A 22,687-nucleotide genomic window follows, 5' to 3' on the forward strand; every position below is an offset into this window, starting at 1 on the left:
GATTTTCAAATCTAAAGGAACTTGTTTTAGAATCTCATAAAGTAAATAATCAATCTCATTTCAATGAAACACATCGAAACCATCCACAGAATAGTTTTACAGAAACGTATCAAAACCCATTTACACCAGATACGAATACGCTCATTGAACATTGTGTCAGATTCACAAAACAGAAAATGGATTACGTTGAAGGAAACCGAAATAACTTTGTACATCAATTAGCGTGTAACTTAAATAGAAAAGGAATTAGTTATGCAGAAGCCTTAGGATTCATTTTATCCGATTACAATTACAACGAAATCGAAGTAATGAACGCTGTCAAAAGTGCGTACAATCATTCAGAAGAATTTGGGAAGTTCAAAAACGTTTTACCTAACTCTAACAGTCACCCTGAACTTGTTTCAGGATCTCATCAAGTGAATAACTCAGAACCCTCAACTCAAAACTCATATGATGACGACGAAGAAAAACCTGCTGCCATAGAACGATTGGAAATGTTCCTCAATAAAAGGTACAACTTTAGGTACAACATAGTAACAGGAAAGTTAGAATACAAAAAGGTTCGTAACCAAATCTACAAACCAATTACAGATTTCGTAGAAAACTCGATTCTTAGAGAAGTATTAAAAGCCAAAGTCAAATGCAGCATTCAAGGATTACGCTATTTATTGATGTCGGATTATGTTGAACAATTCGATCCATTCAAAGATTATTTTTCTACGTTGCCAGTGATATATCAAGAGGTAGATTACATCACTGAACTGGCGAATACCATCACCACAACGAACCAAGAGTTATGGATCGAATGTTTCAAAAAATGGTTTGTTGCAATGGTGGCTTGTGTAACAAACGAAAAAGTAGTCAATCAAACAGTAATTGTATTCAGTGGGAAACAAGGAATCGGTAAAACTACCTGGATGGAAAAGTTAGTTCCTAAGCCATTAAAGGTTTATTTGTTTTCAGGTACAATTAATCCCAACAACAAAGACACCTTAATCCATTTGGCTGAATGTATGCTCATCAACTTAGACGAGTTAGAAAATTTAAATAAAACGGAGATTGGTTCATTAAAAGAAATCATTACAAAATCCCATATCAGAATGAGAAAAGCATACGGACACAACAACGAAACCTTACCGCGTAGAGCTTCATTTGCAGGTTCTGTGAATACCGCTCAATTCCTAAACGATACAACAGGTTCTCGTAGATTCTTATGCTTTGAAGTAGAACACATCGAATACCATCACAACGTAAATCTCGATAACTGTTACAAACATGCATTGCATTTAATAGATCAAGGATTTAGATATTGGTTCAACAACGAAGAAATCAAAAACATTAACCAAAACAACGAGCAATACCAAATCAAATCACCAGAAGAAGAATTGCTACTAACGTGGTTCGAAAAAGCAGATAAAGAAACAGCCAATGCCTTTTTAAACGCAACACAAATAGCTACAAGGTTAGCTTTTTTCAGTAACATCAATATCAATAGCGGTACAGTAAACCAATTGGGTAAAGCATTAAAGAAACACGGTTTTATGAGAATTTCAAAAAATGGTTCGTATGTCTATGCAGTCAAAGAATTAGAATATGATCAAGTACAAAAAATGAACAAAGAGTTAGGGTAGAAATAAATTAAAATTGGCATAACAATTCGCAGACGAGTGTCAATACATTGAGTGAAACGTAAAAATGTTTACTGACCGTAGGGAATGATTTAAACATTTTAGAGAAGCGAAATGAATATTGACCGTCGAGAATCGTGGCCTTGACTTTTTTGGTTCGTTTTTGTGTCAAGTCAAATCCATAGGATTCATGAATACAATATTCTTAAAATAATAAAGCCATGAATAAAAAATAACATATAAAAACAAAGTCTAATATCTCAAGTGTTTTCTGATTACAAGACAAAATGAAAACAAAGAACAAATCATTCGCTAACAAACTCTAAAAAAAATAGAGTATCGGCATCTAAATCAAAATGGCATAACAATTTGCAGACGAGTGTCAATCCATTGAGAGAAGCGCAAAAATGTTTACCGACCATCGGGAGTGATTTAAACATTTTAGAGAAGCGAAATGAATATTGACCGGCGAGAATTGAAGCCTTGATTTTTTGATTCGTTTTGGATCAAGCCAAATCCATAGGATTCATGAATACAATATATATAAAAAAATAAACCTATGAATAAAATGAATATATGATATTTCGATTCGTTTTTGTGTCAAGTCAAATCCATAGGATTCATGAATACAATATATACCGGTAGTGCACTATTAAATTAATTCAATTTTAAGTCTATTCATTTTTCTATTGAAAACAAAAACATTTACAAACTGAATGAAAGTTAATGCTGTTATTTTGCTCAATACCCTTGTTTTAAAACCGTTAAAAGATTTTGCGTAATTGTTTCTGATTTTAAATTGGTCGCAAAGTTGAGAGAATAAAGTCTCAATTCTTTTTCTGGATTTTCTACCTTTGCTGGGAAACGAAAATTCATTTTCCTTACAAATTTTAGAGCGGTTCGCTCTTGCGTTTTTACAGATTTCTAAAGGCATCGAATCTACAATAAAAGTGGTTTCCATCTCATTAAATTTAGCAACAATGAGTTTCCTAATATTTTCCAAGTGCAAGAAAAGCTTTCTTTTTCTGCGATTAAAAACACTTCTCTCAATCATTCCATTTAGTTTTGAATTGGAGAGGTATCTAAATAACTGATATTCTGAATCTATTTATAAATATTCCGCAGAAAAGATTATTGCAATAAGTTCTAAATCAGATAATTTTAGTTTAATTGGTTTGAAATAAAAATTTTCTTTGATGGTTAATTTTCTTAATTCCTTTAAAATAAAATCGTAAATTGCATCTAGGTTATTCATAATGTATTAGATTGGTAGTCAATACAATATACGAAATTTTCGTATTATGAGTAACCTTTTTTATAATGCAATACGGGTGTAAATATAAAAACTATTTCTGATAAAATTTCTCATCAAATGCCTCCTGCAAATTGTTTGGCTCTTTTCTTTTTTTGTTATTTAATTCGTGACGGGTCGTTGAAGAGGTTACATAGGCCGATCTTCTCGTACTTTGCAAATTACCTATGGGACGATTTTCTTCTAGAGTTCTAAACGGCGTAAACGAAAGATTGTCCATCACATTAAAATTACCATCTTCAGGAACTTCTTGTTTAAATATTTTGATTTTAGCTACCGTGCGAAATGGCGATAGTTCTTGAGACCATTCTTCTGTAAGATCATTAATTGGCATTTTTTTCAAATCGTTACATAATTGAATTTGTAGATTGAATGTAAGATCGTTTTTTGCGATCTCTTTAATAATAGCTTTTCTGTAAGGCCAATCTTCGCTGTCAATATCAATATCCTTATCAATAATTAAGTTTTTCGTTTCGTCAGTAGGTTCAATTCTTACTTTTGCCATATAATCTCCGTGACGAACTGCGCCCATACTGTAATACTCGTATAAAAAACTGTTAATTGATGGGATTTTTTCAAAAGTTTTTAGTGCGGCTAATTCTTTTAATGCTTCGAAATTTGGGAAAGCTTTTTTATTTTCTGTAACCCAGATTGAAGCAAATTCCAATTTTCCTAATGCACCTTTTTCAAAAAAATCGGTGATTTTAAGAAACAGTTTGGAGATGAAAACATAATGTTCCGCAGTATTGCAAAAAAATACCGGATTATTGATTAGGTTGAAATCCACATTTGGTGATGACTCTTCACCAGGAGCAACTTTTTCGCCTTCAATTCCAAAAATTTTAAGTGCAAAACCTTGCGCATTTCCACTTAGTTTATCAGGCAACACACGAGAGGATCCGTTTGAAAAACGAACCACCGCTTCGTGTTTTCCTGCATTTTTATAAATACCTTGAGCCAATTCTTCAGGCAAATTAGGCAGAATTTCCACCTCTGCCTTTAATGCAGCATAGCCATTGGCGTGCGCATCTCTTGTATAATTATGAGCGCGGCTTAGTTGCGGCGTGTTTCGAATATAATCTACAATATCCTTATTAATTTTATTGATATACTCTTCGAAATTTTCAGGAATTTCTTCCAATTTATAATCATATTTAACGTATTCCATGCAATTAGATTTTTTTGTTAGTGATTTTTAAATAAAAAAATAGTTAAATTTTTATAAGTATTAATTTAATTCACTGATCCATTTGAGAGCTGAAAGACTTGGGATAAAGCAATATTCACCACCTTTCACGATATTATAAGTTTGTAAACCTCGGTATCTTTTTATTAGCGGGTCTGCAGGCATACTGAACAAACTATTTTGATCTTGCAAACCAACCATAGGATCTTTTTCACTACCCAGATTTTGTGAATTGCCATCATTAATCCATTGTTTTTGCAAAAATTCCAAAGTCCCCATTGCATTCGCGCTAATTCCCATAAAATATTGACCGCGTTCTTTACCGTCATTTTTTGTCACTTCCGGCGGAACAATATCCCCAAAAGTTACGCTGCGACGTATAATGCGGTGAAGCCTTTCATCTTCCAAGACAAAAGTTTTGGAATCTCGCGGATTCATCCTGCGGATGTGAGAACTGAAAGGACATTTTTTTCCAAACTCATCGTTCTTAAATGAAAAATTATTATTTTTTTCAGGATTTTCTCCAAGCACTTTATCATCTTTTTCTGGCGATAAAACTAGTGGAGCTCCGCTTCTCCATCTGCCTACCATTTTCGCAGCCAAAAGTTCGCCTTCTTCTGGAGAAGAACTATTATCCTTAATGAACTGGTTAAACTCTGCAACCTGGCTTTGATATTTTCTAAAAATCATAAAAGACCCATTCTTCCCTAAAATGTCCGGCTGAGGAAAAGGTTTTGTAATATCACCTTCTCCTGGATAACCTAATATAAATTCGCCAGCTGCAATCGGGCGGTCAAAACCTTGAGGTACATCAATCCCACTACCTTCAACTTCGGGATTACTGATTCCATCGCGAAAACCGAAAACATTTTTCACCTCTTCTGTAGCACCAAAATCTTCACTCACCAAAACTTCAACTCCATTGTTTTCCGAAATTTTAGTACGAAATTCTTCCAATTTGCTTTTCCAATCGGCTTCATTATTGGAGATCACTGCAGAAGCAATATGAATGTTAGGATTTTTAAATTCTTTCTGCCAATTTTTGGGATCATTCACGCCAATATCATAAAGATAAGACGATCTTTTAGCCATTCCTTCTTTAAAAGATTCCGGAAAAGAATCTAAACTTTCTTTTGGTACACCAATTTTTTCTAAACCTTTATAGGTAAAAGTTAGAAATACAGATGCTCCTTCGTTTTTGTTCCATTCCTCTGCAGAATCAATTAATGGAATCAAATCTTTCAACATCTTTTTCGCACTTTCTTTATCCGTGATTTCTAATAATGCCACTGTTCCAAAATAAGGAATTGGCCTACTTCTCAAAATTAAAGATTGAATTTCCTTCAACTCTATATTAACTTTGTCCGGATTGAAAATTCTTTTTATAAAATCAAATGCCATAATTTATTTATTAAAAATTATTTTTCAATTTTATTAGAATCGTCAATGGCTTTATTTAAGCCAGTAATGATCTTATCGTTACGTCTAATGTCGTTTACAGTAAGATGTGGTACTCCCACATACCAACCTGTCGCAGTAATCTGTTTGCTAAGAATAAAATCTTTAACTGTTGGATCTTTAATTCCAGGCCAACCTTCCACATTTCCAAAAATAATATCCATCAATTGGGGAATTTTGGTTGCAAAATCATCGATATAAGCATCCCAATCCCCATCATAAGCTGTACAGAACAAAATCTTAGTATCATTATCAAAAAGAACAATTCGTAAATCGTGTAAGGTTCCAACTTTTGTAGCACCTTTCAAATTACCATTTGCAATCTCCATAATTTTTCGGAGATTATCAGCGCCGCCGGGCTTCAAATCTGCCATTGCAGTCAGTTCAGAAACCCGACCTGATCGTAATCCTTTTCTACCTGCAGAAGTTGTGGAATGATCATATCCATCATCAATACCTTCTGAAAAATTTGCTTTAATAAGCTCTGCTGTTAATTTTACATTGTCGATGAAACTCATAACAAAAAGATTTATTTTAATAATTATTTACTTAAAATCAAAAACTAAACCATCATTTAATTTTTTAATTAAAATTATTACCTGTTGTGCATTTAGCACAAATTAATTTTTAACTTATTCAAACTTCTCTTGAAAACAAAAACATTTACAAACTGATTGAAAGTTAATGCTGTTATTTTGCTCAATACCCTTGTTTTAAAACCGTTAAAAGATTTTGCGTAATTGTTTCTGATTTTAAATTGGTCGCAAAGTTGAGAGAATAAAGTCTCAATTCTTTTTCTGGATTTTCTGAAAATATATTTTTGTTTTTGATAATTTTTTTGGTTGTTTCTCATGGGTGTATCCAGCTTTATATTCGCATAATTGAACAAATCTGTTTGCACTTGGGTGGATAAATAACCCCTGTCTCCAATCAACGTACAATTGTTCATTTGATGCTTGATATCTTGCAAAAAATGAATATCATGAATGCTTGCTGTAGAAATATCAAAACTTTGGAAAACTCCGGAAACAGAACAAACTGCATGTAATTTGTAACCATAATAATAACTCGATTGAGAAGCGCAATACCCTTTGCTGGGAAACGAAAATTCATTTTCCTTACAAATTTTAGAGCGGTTCGCTCTTGCGTTTTTGCAGATTTCTAAAGGCATCGAATCTACAATAAAAGTGGTTTCCATCTCATTAAATTTAGCAACCATAAGTTTTCTAATATTTTCCAAGTGTAAGAAAAGCTTTCTTTTTCTGCGATTAAACACACTTCTCTCAATCATTCCCTTTAGTTTTGAATTAGAGAGGTATCTAAACAACTGATATTCTGAATCTATCGATAAATATTCTGCAGAAATATTTATTGCAATGAGTTCTAAATCAGATAATTTTGGTTTAATTGGTTTGAAATAAAAATTTTCTTTGATGGTTAATTTTCTTAATTCCTTTAAAATAAAATCGTAAATTGCATCTAGGTTATTCATAATGTATTAGATTGGTAGTCAATACAATATACGAGATTTTCGTATTATGAGTAACCTTTTTTATAATGCACAACGGGTATAAAATAATAAACCTATGAATAAAATGAATATAATAAAACAAGTCTAAAATCTAACATCTAAAATCTCAATACTAGGTGCAAAAATCCCCTTACTTTTCCTTACTTTTTAAGTACTCAAAAAACGTTAAAATTTCATTGTAATACTCAAATATACAATGAATTATACCAAGTAAGGAAAGTAACCAAATTTGACCAAAAGAAAAAATTGTAAAATTCTCAAAATAAAAAACTGGAAACATAAGCTAAAATCAAAGAAAAGGAGAACCATTGGTTCTCCTTATTGCATTAATATCTTCGTTTGAAACAGTTTTTTAAGAAACTCAAAAAACAAAAAAATGTTTTTACTGAAATTTGGTTACTTAGGTTACTTTTTAAAAATGAAATACTCTACAAAGATAAATTAACAATATTTTTTGATTTATTGAATTTTATTTTAATCTTTGATAAATGGTATTTGAAAAACTCTACAATGACAAATAATCAAAAAACAAAATTAAAAGATCTCGCTTCATTTAATTTTGGTTTCCATACAAGTGAAATTGAAAAGGAAGGAGTTATGTATTTACAAGCAAGAAATTTCAATGAAGATGGTCGATTCTTAAACAATGTAGATTACTTCATTGCTAAAGATAAAACTAAAGAAGATCATATCCTAAAAGATGATGATATTCTATTAGTAGGAAAAGGAATGAGATTCTTCGCACACTGTTACAAAAAGGAAATGGGTGAAGCTGTAGCATCATCTATTTTCTATGTTATAAAAACGAATCGAGAGGCAGTTTTACCAGATTATTTAACTTGTATTCTAAACCACACGAAAAGTCATAACTATTTCAACAGTATTGGTGCTGGTAGTTCTATTCCTTCTATTCGTAAAAACGAATTAGCAGATTTCGAAATTAATCTTCCATCATTACAAGTACAACATAAAATTGTAGAAATTTATGATCTCCATAATAAAGAAATACAATTATTAGAACAACTAAAAGAAAAAAAGCAAGTAAGATTTAACCAATTAATAAACGAAATAACAAAATAAAAATATGGCTGCAAAATTAACGCAACAAGAAATCAATAAGGTAGTATGGAAATCTTGTGATTCATTACGTCCTGTCATGGGAAGTGGATCATATAAAGATTATATCTTAACATTATTATTCGTAAAATATTTATCAGACGTTTGGAACGAAAAAGCAAATGATTTAAGAACTAAATACGATGGTAATGAAGAAATGGTAAAGCGTCAATTAAAACGTGAGCGTTTCGTATTACCTGAAGAGAGTTCATTCGATTATCTTTTTGAGAATCGTAACGAAAATAACATTGGAGAGTTAATAGATATTGCGTTAACCAAATTAGAAGACGAAAACCGTTCAAAATTAGCTATGGTATTCCGTAGCATATCGTTCAATTCTGAAACTGCTTTTGGTCCTACAAAACAACGCAATCAAATTCTAAAAAATCTACTTACAGATTTGAGTGAATTAAACTTGCAACCTTCTCACTTAGAGAATAATGATGTGATTGGTGATAGTTATGAATTTTTAATTTCCTTATTTGCTGGTGAAGCAGGTAAGAAAGCTGGTGAATTCTATACTCCATCAGAGGTAAGTACTTTGTTAGCTAAATTAGTTGATCCACAACCAGGTAATCGTATCTGTGATCCGGCTTGTGGTTCGGGTTCTTTATTGATTAAAGTTGCCAAAGAAATTGAAGGTAAAAATTATGCCTTATATGGTCAGGAGAACAACGGTTCTACTTGGGCACTTTCTCGTATGAATATGTTCTTGCACGAAGAAGATAATGCAGTAATAGAATGGGGTGATACATTAAACAATCCACAATTAAAAGAGGAAGACAGTTTAATGAAATTCGATATTGTAGTTGCTAATCCACCATTTTCATTAGACAAATGGGGAGCAGAAAACGCCGATGCAGATACATACAAACGCTTCCATCGTGGGGTTCCTCCGAAATCTAAAGGTGATTATGCGTTCATTTCTCACATGATAGAAACAACTTATCAAGATTCTGGAAAAGTTGGTGTTATTGTTCCGCATGGTGTATTATTTAGAGGAAGTAGCGAAGGTAAAATCCGTCAAAAGTTGATTGAAGAAAACATGTTAGAAGCTGTAATTGGTTTACCAGCTAACTTGTTCTTTGGTACAGGTATTCCTGCGGCTATTCTTATTTTCAATAAAGCAAAAGGTTCTAATACCAATGTGTTGTTTATAGATGCAAGTGCTGAATTCGATTCTGGTAAAAATCAAAATAAGTTAAGTGAAAAACACATCCAAAAGATTGTTGATGAATTTAAAAAATTCAAAGCTTTACCTGCTTTAGAAACAGAAAATGGAGAAGTTTTAACCGATAAATTCTCATACCGTGCAACCTTTGAAGATATCAAAGCAAACGAGTTCAATTTAAATATTCCTCGTTACATCGATACATTTGAAGAAGAAGCCGAAGTAGACATCAAAGAAGTGAACAACGACATCAACCAACTTAAAAACAGTTTGACAGAAACAGAAGCTAAAATGCAAGCGTTTTTAAAGGAATTAAAGCTAATATAAATTAACCTACTTAAACCAAAAAACAACTATTTGGTTAGTAACTGGCGAATGGCATGGTGGTGGTGTAGAACACGGTAATTCAAAAAAATAATGAAAATACAATACATTTCAGATCTTCATTTAGAATCACATAACAACAGGATGTTTTTTGAAAAATATCCTGTTCAACCTTGTGCCGATTATTTAGTTCTTGCTGGCGATATTATACCATTAAACCAGATCGATCAAATTAATTTTTTCCTAGATCATATCAGTCAGGCGTTTACTAAAGTTTTTTGGATTCCTGGAAATCATGAATTTTATGGCTCAGATTACCAATCATATCAATCCTGTAATATTCCCATTCGAGAAAATGTATTTTTAATCAATAACCAATCGGTTCTGATAGAAGATTATCAAATGATTTGCTCTACTTTGTGGTCTAATTTAGATCTGAACAAAAGATGGTTTTTACAATATCACATCAATGATTTTAAATACATTAAATACCAAGAGGATTATATAGATGCGTTCGATTATAATGCATTTCATATCGATGCCTTGAGTTTTTTGGAGCATAAATTTCAAACTGCAAATCCCAGTAAAACCATCGTAGTAACACATCATTGTCCTGTAATCTTATCTATTCCGGAACAAGAAAATTTCAGTTCTGTTTATGGATCTTCGTTAGAGGAGTTGATTGTTAAATACCAACCACTGTATTGGATTTATGGTCATACACATACAGCCAATGAGATAATAAACATAAGGAACACGAGCTTACTTACCAATCAATTGGATAAGGCTTCAGGAATAAAGGATTGGAATAAAATTATTGATTTTTAATTTAATAACACTTTTTCTGCATAATAACATTATATTTGTTATCGTGCAATTTCAATGTTAGTATTATGATTCAGCTAAAAAATTACATCAACGAAACGATAGGAATTCATTGCGAGGTAAGCCCTTTAAGCAAGAATATCCTTAATCAATTACCCATCTATTTGCGTAATGCTTATGGATGGTACGAGTTGTTGATGTTAAATAAAAAATTCGTCATTGCCTATGCTGAAACGGATGACGAGTTTACAATTGCAGCCATAGACACGCAACTAGCAAATATTGAAGAAAGAATTAATCAACCCATTATTCTTTGTGTGGACGAAATGGAAGCCTATAATCGTAAACGATTAATCGAAAAAAATAGGGCATTTATCGTACCGTTTAAGCAACTGTATATACCATACTTGTTCATCGATTTTACAGAATACAGATACCAAACAAAAGGACGTACTGCACAAACCTTGCAACCTTTTGCTCAGGTATTAGTCATTGCACATTTGCTGAATACAAATAATCAATATACAATCGAAGATATTCCATTAAAAGAAATTGCAAACCAATTTCAGGTAAATACCATCAACGTTTCACGTGCAGTCGAAAATTTAGTCGAATTAGAATTAATAGAAATCGTACAGCGTGGTCGTTATAAAATGTTCCAATTCAAATTCGATAGAAAAACATTGTGGGAAAAAGGACTACAAAACAACATTTTTATCAATCCCATTGCTAAAGAGTATTTCGTAGCATATAATTTCAATTGGAATTTACCATTATTAAAAGCAGGAAATACTGCCTTAACGGAGTACACCAATATAAACCCATGCAATCAAATGGCTTTTGCTATAGATAATCAAACCTTTAACTTAATCAAGAAGAATAACCAACCCAATACATTCAATGAATTTGGTGGAGAATATCTATTTCAAATATGGAAATACGATCCAAGTTTCATCAACAGAATCAGTCAATCAGCATACGACAAGGTCGATCCAATCTCTTTATTCTTAACCTATAAAGAAGATCAAGACGAACGTGTGCAAATGGAATTAGAACACTTAATCAATCGATTTATATGGTAAAAGGCATAGAACAATTTAAAGCATATTTTGCTGCATTTCCAGATAATTATATCATTATCGGTGGTACTGCTTGCGATATGATTATAGAAGATGAAGGATTAGTACCTCGTGCCACAAAAGATATTGACATCATTTTAGTGATAGAAGCTTTAAATCCGGAATTCTTAAAAAAATTTTGGCAATTTATAAAAGAGGGCAATTACAACCGAAAAGAAATAAGCAGCGACGAACGCCAATACTATCGATTTATGGATCCGGAAAACGAAGATTTTCCACAGCAGATAGAATTGTTTTCACGTAAACCAGATTTGATTGAATTAGATCCTGAGATGCACTTAACGCCTATTCCGGTAGATGATGATTTAAGTAGTTTGTCAGCAATCTTACTTAATGATACCTTCTACCAATTTATTAGAGAACATAGTGTGGTCGTGTCAGATGTGCATCGTGCAAATACAGAAGCTTTAATTGCTTTAAAGGCAAAAGCATATTTAGATATTACGGGGCGTATTGCTAATGGAAGCAAAGAAGACAGCAAACATCTAAAAAAGCATAAAAACGATTGCCTTAAATTAGCTTTGCTATTTACTGGAGAAGAGCGCTTTGAATTGCCTCAACCCATCAAAGAGCTGATGATAGATTTCCTTAAAATGATAAAAGAGGATTTACCTACGCCCGATGTGTTTAAAGCAATGGGGATGAAAGGCGCTAAAAGCGAAGACGCACTAGATGTAATAAAGTCTGTGTTTACCATTACAGACGAAGACCTAGCATAAAAATATTACAAAATGACAAAAACAACACAATATAAAAATACAGCCATCGGCCCTATCCCTACAGAATGGGAAGTGAAGAAGTTGGGAGAATTAGGAGAAATTTTAAATGGTTTAACTTATTCTCCAAAGGATATCGTAGACGAAAATGAAGGAATATTAGTATTAAGATCTTCGAACATTCAAAATGACAATTTAGTTTTTGATGATAATGTCTTTGTGAAATCAACGAATCTAAAATACAATCCTGTAGAATTAAATGATATATTAATTTGTGTTAGAAATGGAAGTAAATCTTTAATTGGTAAAAATGCATTAATAACTGAAGAAGCTAAAGGAATGGCTTTTGGTGCATTTATGTCTATTTATAGAAGTGAATTGAACTCATATTTATATCATTGCTTTAAATCTGATATTTATCAAAATCATATTAATAAAAATTTAGGAGCAACTATAAATTCTATTAACGGAAGTGATTTAAAACAATTCTCTTTCCCACTTCCCCCACTCCCAGAGCAACAAAAAATTGCTGAAGTTTTATCCACGTGGGATAAAGCCATCCAAGATACCGATACTATCATCAAAAAACTAGAAGCTAGAAATAAGGCGTTGGCGTTTTCGTTATTGACGGGTAAAAAACGTGTAAAAAATAAAGAAAACTCTAAATTTCATAAAACGAATTTAGGAAGTAAATATCCAATAGATTGGGAAATAAAAACAGTAAAAACAATATTCAAGGAAAGAAAAGAAAAATCTAATGATCAATCAAAATATCCTTTGTTTAGTTTGACGATTGAAAAAGGATTAACAGAAAAAACAGATAGATATGAACGCTCTTTTTTATTGAAAGATCAAGAGTCAAATGAATATAAGTTGATCTATCCAAATGATATTCTGTTCAATCCGATGAATTTAAGATTTGGAGCTATAGCTAAATCAAATATCGATGAGATTGTATCTGTTTCGGCGTATTATAATTCTATTTATAAAACTGACGAAAACGTAAACTTGGATTATTACACGAATCTTTTTAAAACTGATTTATTCATCAATCTTTATGATCGTATAGCGATAGGTTCTTTATTAGAAAAAAAGAGGGTACATCTTTCTAATTTTTTAGAGTTAGAAATTCCATTTCCTTCATTAGAAGAACAAAACGCCATTGCTGAAATCCTAAACACAGCCAACCAAGAAGTAAAACAATACCAACAAAAACTAGAGGCATTAAAACTTCAAAAGAAAGGATTAATGCAGCAATTATTAACCGGTAAAGTACGTACGGTATAATACTAAATGAATTAACAAAAAACAAATTATGAATATTGAAAATATACTGGATGATTTATTAGCACTATCATCTGAAAATGAAGTTGTAGAATTTAAAGAAGCTAAAAATCAATATGATTTCACTAAACTTGGAAAGTATTTTTCGGCTATTAGTAATGAAGCTAATTTGAAAAATAAACCATTTGGTTGGCTAGTTTTTGGTATTGAAGATAAAAAACATAATGTTGTTGGTACTCAATATCGAAAAAATAGAACTGATTTAGACAAACTTAAAGGTGAAATAGCAAATAAGACTACGAACCGCATTACTTATATAGATATTTACGAACTGGAGCGTGAAGGTAATCGTATATTGATGTTTCAAATACCAGCCGCACCACGTGGTTTACCAATCGCATTCGATGGACATTATTACGCTCGTGATGGTGAAGAGCTTTGTCCTTTGAATCTTGAAAAGTTAGAACGTATTAGAGCTCAAGCAGTTTTGGAAGATTGGAGTCAAGGAATAGTGGCTAATGCTGATTTATCTGATTTAGACGAAGAAGCTATTACGGTTGCGCGTAAAAACTTTAAAAGTAAATTTCCAGACAAGGCGGAAGAGATGGAAAGTTGGGATACCATTACTTTTCTTAACAAAGCTAAATTAACTATCAAGGGTAAAATTACACGTACTGCGCTTATTCTTTTAGGTAAAGATGAGTCAGAACATCTTCTAGCTCCTGCTGAAGTGAAAATAAGATGGAAATTAGTAGATAAAGAAAATAATGATATTGATCACGAGATTTATGGCATGCCTTTAATTTTATCTGTAGAAAAAGTGTTTGCTAAAATTCGTAATATCAAGTATCGATATATGAAGGAAGGTACGATTTTTCCTGAAGAAGTTTCCAAATATGAGCCTTTTTCGATTCGCGAGGCTATTAATAACTGTATAGCACACCAAGACTATACAAAAGGTGCAAGAATTAATATCATAGAATCAGATGATAAATTAATATTCACGAATTATGGTACATTTATTCCTGGTTCGGTTGAAAAAGTGGTAATAGAAGATGCACCAGAGGAGTTTTATCGTAATAAATTTTTAGCTACAGCAATGTTTAATCTAAAAATGGTGGAAACAGCTGGTGGGGGAATTAAGAAAATATTCAATTATCAACGAGTTCGTTATTTCCCAATGCCGGATTACGATTTTTCTGATAATAAAGTAAAAGTAACTATTCCTGGGGAAATCTTAGATATGGACTACGCTCGATTATTAGCAAAGAATAAGGACTTGAGTTTAGAGGATATTATATTATTAGATAAAGTTCAAAAAAAGATAGCTATTTCTTCAGAGGAAGAAAAATATTTAAGAGGAAGAAAATTAATCGAAGGTAGAAAACCGAATTATCACATTAGTTTAAATGTAGCTAAGAAAACTGGTTTAAAAGCTGACTATACAAAAAACAAGGCTTTTGATAAGCAATATTATTTAGATTTAATCATCAAATCAATTACTCAGCATAAAGAGGTGACAAGAAAAGATATAGACGAGTTATTATGGAAAAAACTTCCGGATGTAATGACCGAGGAACAAAAGAAGAATAAAGTTGGGAATTTGATAACTGAATTGAGAAAATCTGGTAAGATAATAAATAATGGAACAGCAAAAGAATCCAAATGGATGTTAGCCAAATAACCTTGAAAATTAAAATTTAAGAGAAGACTTAAGAGAAGCTTAAGAGAAATTTTTACTAAATACCCAACCAAACGAATATTATAAATGACACCATCATACCAAGAAGATCACATCAGTCAAATCCCAGCCATTCAATTATTGATGAAGCTGGGGTACAAATATATTTCACCAGAACAAGCTTTAGTTTTAAGAGATAACCGTACCAGCAATGTGTTATTAACTCCGATTCTTAAAGAGCAATTAGCTAAGATCAATAGTATTAATTACAAAGGCGAAAAACATCCATTTTCTGATGCAAATATAAACTTGGCTATAAATGAAGTGAAAGATTTACCCATTCATTTAGGATATATTAATGCCAATCAACATTTTTATGACTTAATAACGTTAGGTAAATCTTTTGAGCAAACCATTAATGGAGATCGCAAGAGTTTTTCATTTAAATATATCGATTGGGAAAAACCTGAAAACAACATTTTTCATGTTTCAGAAGAGTTTGCAGTAACGCGTTCCAATCGTTCAGACACGTATAGACCAGATATTGTTTTGTTTGTCAACGGATTGCCTTTAGGTATCATTGAATGTAAATCCAATGCAATAAAATCTCCTATTGATGAAGCGATTTCTCAGAATTTAAGAAATCAAAAAGAGGATGGCATTCGTGATTTGTATGTGTACTCTAATTTAGTGATGGGATTAGCTGTTAATGAAGCTAAATACGCAACTACAGGTACGCCAAAAGAATTCTGGAACGTTTGGATTGAAAAATTTACGAAGAAGTATATGGAACAAGATTTTCTTCAAGAGTTAAATAAGATAAAGCAAGTTCCATTACCTAATGATGAGCGTACTGAAATATTTAAAACAAGATATGCATCTACTTTTAAACGTTTTAATGAATTAGAAAAAGATGTTGTAATGCTTACAGAACAAGACAAAATGATCTATTCAATTTGTCGTCCTGAACGTTTCTTAGAATTAATGTATCAATATGTTTTATATGATGATGGTATTAAAAAAATAGCACGTTACCAACAGTATTTCGGTATTAAAAAAACAATTAAAAGAATTGAAAAAGTGGGTACTGATGGTAAGCGTCGTGGAGGTGTCATTTGGCATACACAAGGTAGTGGAAAATCATTGACTATGGCGATGCTTGCTCAAATGATTGCTTTAAATAAAAAGATTAAAAACCCTAAAATAGTTTTAGTTACAGACCGTATCGACCTAAACGATCAAATTACAGATACGTTTAAAAAATGTAAAATTGATGTAGTCGAAGCTTCTACGGGTAAACATTTAATCGATTTGTTAAACAGTTCATCTGATGCTGTAATTACAACCATCATAAACAAGTTTAAAGCAGCAGTTGCAAAAGCACCTGAAGGTTTTACTTCTTCTGAAATATTTGTATTGATTGATGAGGGGCATCGTAGTCAATACGGTACCTTCAACGTAAAAATGCAAAAAACGTTTCCTAATGCTTGTTTTATTGCGTTTACAGGAACTCCTTTGATGAAGTCTGAAAAGGATACAGCTAAAAAATTCGGAGGCGTTATCGATGAGTACACCATTAAAGATGCAGTTGAAGATGGAGCGGTATTGCCTTTGTTTTATGAAGGGCGTCACAACGACATCACTGTAAACGAAAAGCCTTTAGATAATTATTTTGAAAAAGTTTCTGAACCTTTAACCAAATATGGTAAAGCAAGTTTAAAAAGAAAATTCAGTTCTAAAAACACGATTAATAAATCTGATCAAGTAATTTATGATCGAGCTTGGGATATTTCAGATCATTTTACTGAATTCATACAAGGTACTGGTTTTAAAGCACAGTTAGTAGCTCCAAATAAAACCACCGCCATTATGTACCATAATTATTTAAAGGAGATTGGTAAAGTAACTTCAGAAGTTGTAATCTCAGCTCCTGATAGCCGCAAAGATAATGACGATGCTTATGTTGAAAACGAAGACGTAGTGCAGAAGTTTTATAAAGCAATGATTGATAAGTACGGTAATCATAAAGATTATGAAGAAAATATCATCAAATCATTCAAAAAACAAGAACATCCCGAAATTATCATTGTGGTTGATAAATTATTAACAGGGTTTGATGCGCCTATAAATCGTGTATTGTACTTAACACGTAATTTAAAAGATCATACCTTATTGCAAGCGATAGCAAGGGTTAATCGTGTACACGAAGGAAAAGATTATGGGTTAATCATCGACTATTACGGAAACTTAGAAAATTTAGACAAAGCTATCGAAGATTATTCTGGGGATAATGAGTTAGATAAAGAAGACGTAAAAGGTTCTGTTACCAATGTAAACGAATTAATAAATCAATTGCCTCAAGCATATTCAGAATTATGGGATGTTTTTAAAACAGTAAAGAATAAGTTTGATACAGAAGCTTATGCTGTTTTATTAGGTGATGAAGAAATGCGCCATACATTTTACGAAAAATTATCTAAGTTTCTTCGTTTGTTTAATTTAGCGATGTCTACCGTACAGTTCAATGATAGTAAAAATGATGAAATCATTGAAAAATACAAAAAAGAAAGCAAGTTCTTTATCCAATTGCGCATCGATGTTAAGAGAAGATATTTTGATGATATTGATTATAAAGAATATGAAAAGCAAGTTCAAAAATTAATTGATAAACACATTGTTACAGATGGTGAAGTATTAAAAATTACCCAACCTATAGATATTTTTAATAAACAACAACGTGATGATGAAGTAGAAAAGTTAATTGGTAGTGCAGCTAAAGCAGATCATATTGCTTCGCGTACATCAAAAGGGATTAGCATTAAAATGCAAGAAGATCCTATTTTCTATACTAAGTTGTCAGATTTAATTAAGCAAACCATTCAAGAATACAAGCAAAGTAGAATTAATGAGGCTGAATACTTAAACAGAATCAAGGATATTGAAAATACGTTTATTAATGGTAAGCAAGACAATGTACCGAAAAGTATTGCAGATAATAAGATTGCGATTGCATTTTATAATTTCATAAATGATAAATTATCAGAGCATTTAAAAGATAATAATCAAAATGCGGATATTGCTTTAGAGGTAAGATCTTTAATTGAAGGGGTTGTTTTAGAGGGTGACAAACCAATTGTAGATTGGAAATCAAATGCTGATTTAGAAAAGAAAATTTGGAATGAATTAGACGATTATTTCTATGGTATTTCCTTACAATTAGAGCAAAACATTCCTTTTGATATAATTGATGCTTTTATAGAAGAAGTAATTAAAATTGCAAAAAAACAGATGGATTGATGGATAAGATTGAATATAGATATGGGAGTAAGACTATTGAAGCAGAGGTTTTATATTCAAATAGAAAGACATTAGATTTAAGAGTGTTTCCAGAAGGTAATGTGCAAATTACAGCTCCTTCAAATACGCCTTTAGATATTATCTTAGAGAAGGTGAAACCTAAATCAAAATGGGTCATTCAACAACAAAAAGCATTTGAATTATATAGGCCATTTACGTCTGATAAAATTTACATACCTGGTGAAACGCATCGATATTTAGGTCGTCAATATAAATTGAAAATAACTAAAAAAGAGAAAGGCTACAATACAATTTCATTAGCTAAAGGATTGATGCATATTGAAACAACAAAAGAGGATGTAGAACCAATTATTACAAAATTCTATAAATCAAAAGCTGATGTTGTTTTCTCGGAATTATTACAAAAATTATTAGAAGAGTTCCCAAGGTTTAAAGAATATGAAATTTCATTAAGTCACAAATTTTTAAAAAAACGTTGGGGAAGTTGCACAACAAATGGAAATATTTTATTGAACACAGAACTAATTAAAGCAAGTAAAATTTGTATTGAGTATGTTATTCTTCACGAATTATGTCATTTAATTCACCCGAATCACTCAAAGGAATTTTATAACCTATTAACAGACTTCCTTCCTAATTGGCAAAAAATAAAGCACAAATTAGAGACGACATTAGCTTAAAAGTTTACACAACAAAATTATACATCAGGTAGTTATTGATAATCAGTAGAACGTACACGCCTATTTGCAAAGTTTGTAAGTGTATAGGGCAACAACAAAAAAGCAACTGCGGTTCCATTCCAGTTTTGCTTCTTACATAATAAACTCCCCAACTCAATAATAATTCAGTTGGGGCTTTTTTTGTCATTTCGAGTGATTTTCGTTGCTTTAGCAAAAGAAAATTGTATCGAGAAATAAGAGGTGAAAATGAATTATAAAACCCATTAATAATAAGTTTTATAATCATACCCAATAATTACTATTTACTAACTACTATTTACTAACTACTAATCACTATAATTGCCAACAAAAGCAAAAAAACTTAATCCATTAAATACCCAAGCAGGGAGCAACCAGCCGCCCCACCAAAGCTATGTTTACATAACGTGGCATTATAGCCTCCTGAACGGGCTAACGGGGACAAGCCCGCTATAATCACATTATGCAAAATAGCCCCTCCCTTACCTGTCCGATAATCCTTGTATCAAAAATCGTTTTTTGCCCTTGTTGAAGTCTGAATATATTGCCACAATCATTTTTGCGCTAACGATTTACTCCGTTAGGTTCATTTCACTATCCATACATTTTTCAAGCCCAGTAATAATCTAATTGCTAATATCTAGTATCTAATATCTAAGCGAAGCATACCATTCACCCAACTCCGCAAAACCAAGCCTAAAATAAGCTTTCCTTTCAGTCAAGCCCATTTTTGAACGGCTTTTCGTTACACACAAAAATGCTCGTTAGGCATTTGAGATTAAGAGGAGAAGCTATACTGATGATGTCAATCTAAATCAAAAATAGAATAATGGGAAAACTTTTATAATTTCAATAGACCACATTGTTCTTTGCAATATCTTTCTCCTAGAAACTTTTTATTGAAATATGGTAAGGNNATAAAAACTCTACTTTTAAGTGTTCTTAACAAGGGGAAGATTACAAAAACTCCTTATGAAGTACTAAAATCAAAACTAAAATAATTATATTTAAGGTCTACGAAGTGATGAAGTACGACACGTGAAAAAATTATTATTAAACAATTCTAAACTGTATGATAAAAATTACCAAAATAAAAACCACATTAAGTAAAGGCGTAGTCATTCCAAGTTTAATTTTTATTATTGGAATATGCTTGTTATCTGCAATTTATCCAAAACTTACTGAAAGCTTACTAAATACTGTCAAGAATTTTATTTTCATTAATCTCAATTATGTTTATATCTGGTCGGTTACGATTTTTGTGATTTTTTTGATCTATCTAATTTTTAGTAAATATGGTAATATACGTTTAGGAAGGAACGATAGTAAACCAGACTATTCTTTCTTTTCATGGATTTCAATGCTATTTGCTGCAGGTATGGGTATTGGACTGATGTATTTCAGCGTTGCTGAGCCGATGCAACATTACTCTAATGAAGTTTTTGCTGGAAATTCAGTAGTACAGCGTACCAAAGATGCACAATTATATACATTTTTTCATTGGGGTATCCATGCTTGGGCAATTTATTGTATTGTTGGATTGTCTTTAGCTTATTTTACTTATCGTTACCGTTTACCACTTTCTTTACGAAGTTGTTTTTATCCTTTACTAAAAGATAAAATCAAAGGTAAATGGGGAAATACGATTGATGTTTTTGCACTATGCAGTACTTTTTTCGGTATTACTACTACTTTGGGATTTGGTGTGGTTCAAATCAATTCTGGTTTGGAAATATTGGGAGTTTTACCAACGAGTAGTTTTATTTATCAAGTATTGATTGTAGTAGTATTAGTTTCGATTTCTATCATTTCTGCTATAAGTGGAGTTGATAAAGGTGTAAGAATATTAAGTAACATCAATATTATTAGTGTTGCGATGCTTTTACTTTTCGTCTTGATTCTTGGCCCTACCATCTATCTGATAGGTAGTTTTACAGATGGTATTGGAAATTATATCAGTAACTTTTTTAACCTTACTTTTAACACACATGTTTATGAACCTGAAATGCAACCATGGTTTTATGATTGGACAATATTATATTGGGCATGGTGGATTTCGTGGTCTCCTTATGTAGGATTGTTTATTGCTAAGATTTCAAAAGGAAGAACAATAAGAGAGTTTATTGTAGCAGTGTTGATTATACCAACTTTATTCAATTTTATATGGATGTCTGTTTTTGGTAATAGTGCGATATGGTTTGATGTTAATGTCGCTGATGGGGTGTTGAGTCAATTAGCCAGCAACCCAGACGCCCTGATGTTTCGATTTCTAGAATATTTACCATTAACAAATATAGCTAGTTTTTTTACTATTGCTATTATCATCATTTTTTTTGTAACTTCCGCAGACTCTGGAATGTTTGTAATGAATAGTATTGCTACTAAAAATGCCAAGAATTCTCCTAAATGGCAAACTGTAGGATGGGGGATTTTACTTTCTGCACTAGCATTATTATTACTTAACGCTGGGGGACTGGCTGCTTTACAGAGTATGACACTAATTACAGCTTTACCGTTTTCCATTATTATGTTATTATTTATTGTAAGCCTTGTTAAGGCTTTGTCCATTGATAAAAGCTATTATGAACGTGATTTTTCAGTATCTACTATTCCTTGGTCGGGAGCCTCTTGGCGAGAAAGATTACAACAAATTGTTTCATTCAATGATAAGGAATCAGTTAGTGCTTTCATTAAAACAACTGTATATGAATCATTTTCGGATTTGCAAAAAGAGTTTGCTAAAAATGGTATTGCTGCGAAAATAAATTTTTATGAAAATCCTGAGAGGGCTGAAATTGAAATAAAATATGATGTAGTAAATAATTTTATTTACGGTGTGATGAGTGATTCAAAAATTATATCGGATTATTTGCTTAATGAAGATAATTTGCCAGATATAGAAAATAACCGGACTTTTTATCCTAAATCATATTTTGGTGACGATAGAGAAGGTTATGATGTTCAGTTATTTACTAAAAATGAGCTTATCTCTGATGTACTGAAGCATTATGAACGATTTATTGAAATTATTTCTGAAGAAAAGAATGAAATGTTTATTAGTAGTAATATAAATCGAAGATTAAAATAAGAAGATATTCAAGACTTACGAAATATTAAATGACCCTATCAAGCTTGAGAAGCTTCGGGTTTAAATGCCACGCACCCCCGCCACCCAAGAAAGCGGTTGCAGGTTCAGAAAAAGCAAAAGTTTTTAAGTAAGGTACATTGGTGTATTGCGCTAAACCGCTAGTCGCATCACATCGTTCGGTACTACACACTAACGTGTTCCGTAACCCCTCA

At 31.9% G+C, this 22,687-nt stretch carries 15 protein-coding genes and 1 pseudogene; 11 read left to right on the forward strand and 5 right to left on the reverse strand.

The window, feature by feature from the left end:
• Window positions 1-1,631 (forward strand): VapE domain-containing protein (locus tag B3J26_RS03875; RefSeq protein ID WP_291073353.1); only part of this gene is annotated, 1,631 nt, incomplete at its 5' end.
• Window positions 1,632-2,280: 649 nt separating this feature from the next.
• Here the strand turns inward: B3J26_RS03875 and B3J26_RS03880 are convergent.
• The 5 genes and pseudogenes from B3J26_RS03880 to B3J26_RS03900 all read right to left on the reverse strand — a co-directional run bounded on the left by B3J26_RS03880 (window position 2,281) and on the right by B3J26_RS03900 (window position 7,076).
• Window positions 2,281-2,883, reverse strand: a pseudogene (locus B3J26_RS03880) (hypothetical protein).
• 91 nt (window positions 2,884-2,974) lie between these two features.
• Window positions 2,975-4,108 (reverse strand): catalase family protein, encoded by a 1,134-nt coding sequence (locus B3J26_RS03885; protein WP_076549606.1) that lies wholly within the window; start codon window positions 4,106-4,108, stop codon window positions 2,975-2,977.
• Window positions 4,109-4,168: 60 nt separating this feature from the next.
• Window positions 4,169-5,527: a Dyp-type peroxidase gene (locus tag B3J26_RS03890; RefSeq protein ID WP_076549608.1), complete on the reverse strand. Its 1,359-nt coding sequence runs from the start codon at window positions 5,525-5,527 to the stop codon at window positions 4,169-4,171.
• 17 nt (window positions 5,528-5,544) lie between these two features.
• Window positions 5,545-6,102, reverse strand: a complete 558-nt coding sequence (locus B3J26_RS03895; RefSeq protein WP_076549609.1) for a hypothetical protein — start codon at window positions 6,100-6,102, stop codon at window positions 5,545-5,547.
• Between the two features lie 92 nt (window positions 6,103-6,194).
• Window positions 6,195-7,076 (reverse strand): IS982 family transposase, encoded by an 882-nt coding sequence (locus B3J26_RS03900; protein WP_291073359.1) that lies wholly within the window; start codon window positions 7,074-7,076, stop codon window positions 6,195-6,197.
• 549 nt (window positions 7,077-7,625) lie between these two features.
• On the opposite strand from B3J26_RS03900, the gene B3J26_RS03905 reads away from it, so the two are divergent.
• From B3J26_RS03905 to B3J26_RS03950, 10 genes are all read left to right on the forward strand, one after another.
• A complete protein-coding gene (locus B3J26_RS03905) occupies window positions 7,626-8,195 on the forward strand; it encodes a restriction endonuclease subunit S (protein ID WP_291073360.1) in 570 nt (189 codons plus the stop codon).
• Between the two features lie 4 nt (window positions 8,196-8,199).
• The gene (locus B3J26_RS03910; protein WP_291073362.1) at window positions 8,200-9,729 is read left to right on the forward strand and encodes a type I restriction-modification system subunit M; all 1,530 of its coding nucleotides are present in this window, start codon (window positions 8,200-8,202) and stop codon (window positions 9,727-9,729) included.
• 90 nt (window positions 9,730-9,819) lie between these two features.
• On the forward strand, window positions 9,820-10,554 hold the full coding sequence (locus B3J26_RS03915; RefSeq protein ID WP_291073364.1) for a metallophosphoesterase: 735 nt from the start codon (window positions 9,820-9,822) through the stop codon (window positions 10,552-10,554).
• Window positions 10,555-10,619: 65 nt separating this feature from the next.
• Window positions 10,620-11,633: a hypothetical protein gene (locus B3J26_RS03920; protein ID WP_291073366.1), complete on the forward strand. Its 1,014-nt coding sequence runs from the start codon at window positions 10,620-10,622 to the stop codon at window positions 11,631-11,633.
• A complete protein-coding gene (locus B3J26_RS03925; protein WP_291073368.1) occupies window positions 11,627-12,409 on the forward strand; it encodes a hypothetical protein in 783 nt (260 codons plus the stop codon). The genes B3J26_RS03920 and B3J26_RS03925 overlap by 7 nt, the downstream gene beginning before the upstream one ends.
• Before the next feature lie 12 nt (window positions 12,410-12,421).
• On the forward strand, window positions 12,422-13,693 hold the full coding sequence (locus B3J26_RS03930; RefSeq protein WP_291073370.1) for a restriction endonuclease subunit S: 1,272 nt from the start codon (window positions 12,422-12,424) through the stop codon (window positions 13,691-13,693).
• A 28-nt stretch (window positions 13,694-13,721) separates the two neighbouring features.
• Complete coding sequence (locus B3J26_RS03935; protein WP_291073372.1) at window positions 13,722-15,374, forward strand: RNA-binding domain-containing protein; 1,653 nt, start codon at window positions 13,722-13,724, stop codon at window positions 15,372-15,374.
• Window positions 15,375-15,458: 84 nt separating this feature from the next.
• Entirely contained in the window at window positions 15,459-18,668 is a 3,210-nt protein-coding gene (locus B3J26_RS03940) for a type I restriction endonuclease subunit R (RefSeq protein WP_291073374.1), read from the forward strand.
• Window positions 18,668-19,369, forward strand: coding sequence for a M48 family metallopeptidase (locus B3J26_RS03945; RefSeq protein ID WP_291073375.1), 702 nt, complete (start codon window positions 18,668-18,670; stop codon window positions 19,367-19,369). Before B3J26_RS03940 ends, B3J26_RS03945 begins: the two co-directional genes overlap by 1 nt.
• A 1,090-nt stretch (window positions 19,370-20,459) precedes the next feature.
• A complete protein-coding gene (locus B3J26_RS03950) occupies window positions 20,460-22,475 on the forward strand; it encodes a BCCT family transporter (protein WP_291073377.1) in 2,016 nt (671 codons plus the stop codon).
• Window positions 22,476-22,687 lie beyond the last annotated feature (212 nt).

Origin of the sequence: Empedobacter sp. UBA5987, assembly GCF_002429865.1 — a bacterium.
Classification (GTDB): domain Bacteria; phylum Bacteroidota; class Bacteroidia; order Flavobacteriales; family Weeksellaceae; genus Empedobacter; species Empedobacter falsenii_B.

Bases quoted from the DNA above. Each gene is read 5' to 3' on its own strand.
- B3J26_RS03885 (WP_076549606.1), bottom strand. From the start codon at position 4,108: ATGGAATACGTTAAATATGATTATAAATTGGAAGAAATTCCTGAAAAT.
- B3J26_RS03890 (WP_076549608.1), bottom strand. From the start codon at position 5,527: ATGGCATTTGATTTTATAAAAAGAATTTTCAATCCGGACAAAGTTAAT.
- B3J26_RS03895 (WP_076549609.1), bottom strand. From the start codon at position 6,102: ATGAGTTTCATCGACAATGTAAAATTAACAGCAGAGCTTATTAAAGCA.
- B3J26_RS03900 (WP_291073359.1), bottom strand. From the start codon at position 7,076: ATGAATAACCTAGATGCAATTTACGATTTTATTTTAAAGGAATTAAGA.
- B3J26_RS03905 (WP_291073360.1), top strand. From the start codon at position 7,626: ATGACAAATAATCAAAAAACAAAATTAAAAGATCTCGCTTCATTTAAT.
- B3J26_RS03910 (WP_291073362.1), top strand. From the start codon at position 8,200: ATGGCTGCAAAATTAACGCAACAAGAAATCAATAAGGTAGTATGGAAA.
- B3J26_RS03915 (WP_291073364.1), top strand. From the start codon at position 9,820: ATGAAAATACAATACATTTCAGATCTTCATTTAGAATCACATAACAAC.
- B3J26_RS03920 (WP_291073366.1), top strand. From the start codon at position 10,620: ATGATTCAGCTAAAAAATTACATCAACGAAACGATAGGAATTCATTGC.
- B3J26_RS03925 (WP_291073368.1), top strand. From the start codon at position 11,627: ATGGTAAAAGGCATAGAACAATTTAAAGCATATTTTGCTGCATTTCCA.
- B3J26_RS03930 (WP_291073370.1), top strand. From the start codon at position 12,422: ATGACAAAAACAACACAATATAAAAATACAGCCATCGGCCCTATCCCT.
- B3J26_RS03935 (WP_291073372.1), top strand. From the start codon at position 13,722: ATGAATATTGAAAATATACTGGATGATTTATTAGCACTATCATCTGAA.
- B3J26_RS03940 (WP_291073374.1), top strand. From the start codon at position 15,459: ATGACACCATCATACCAAGAAGATCACATCAGTCAAATCCCAGCCATT.
- B3J26_RS03945 (WP_291073375.1), top strand. From the start codon at position 18,668: ATGGATAAGATTGAATATAGATATGGGAGTAAGACTATTGAAGCAGAG.
- B3J26_RS03950 (WP_291073377.1), top strand. From the start codon at position 20,460: ATGATAAAAATTACCAAAATAAAAACCACATTAAGTAAAGGCGTAGTC.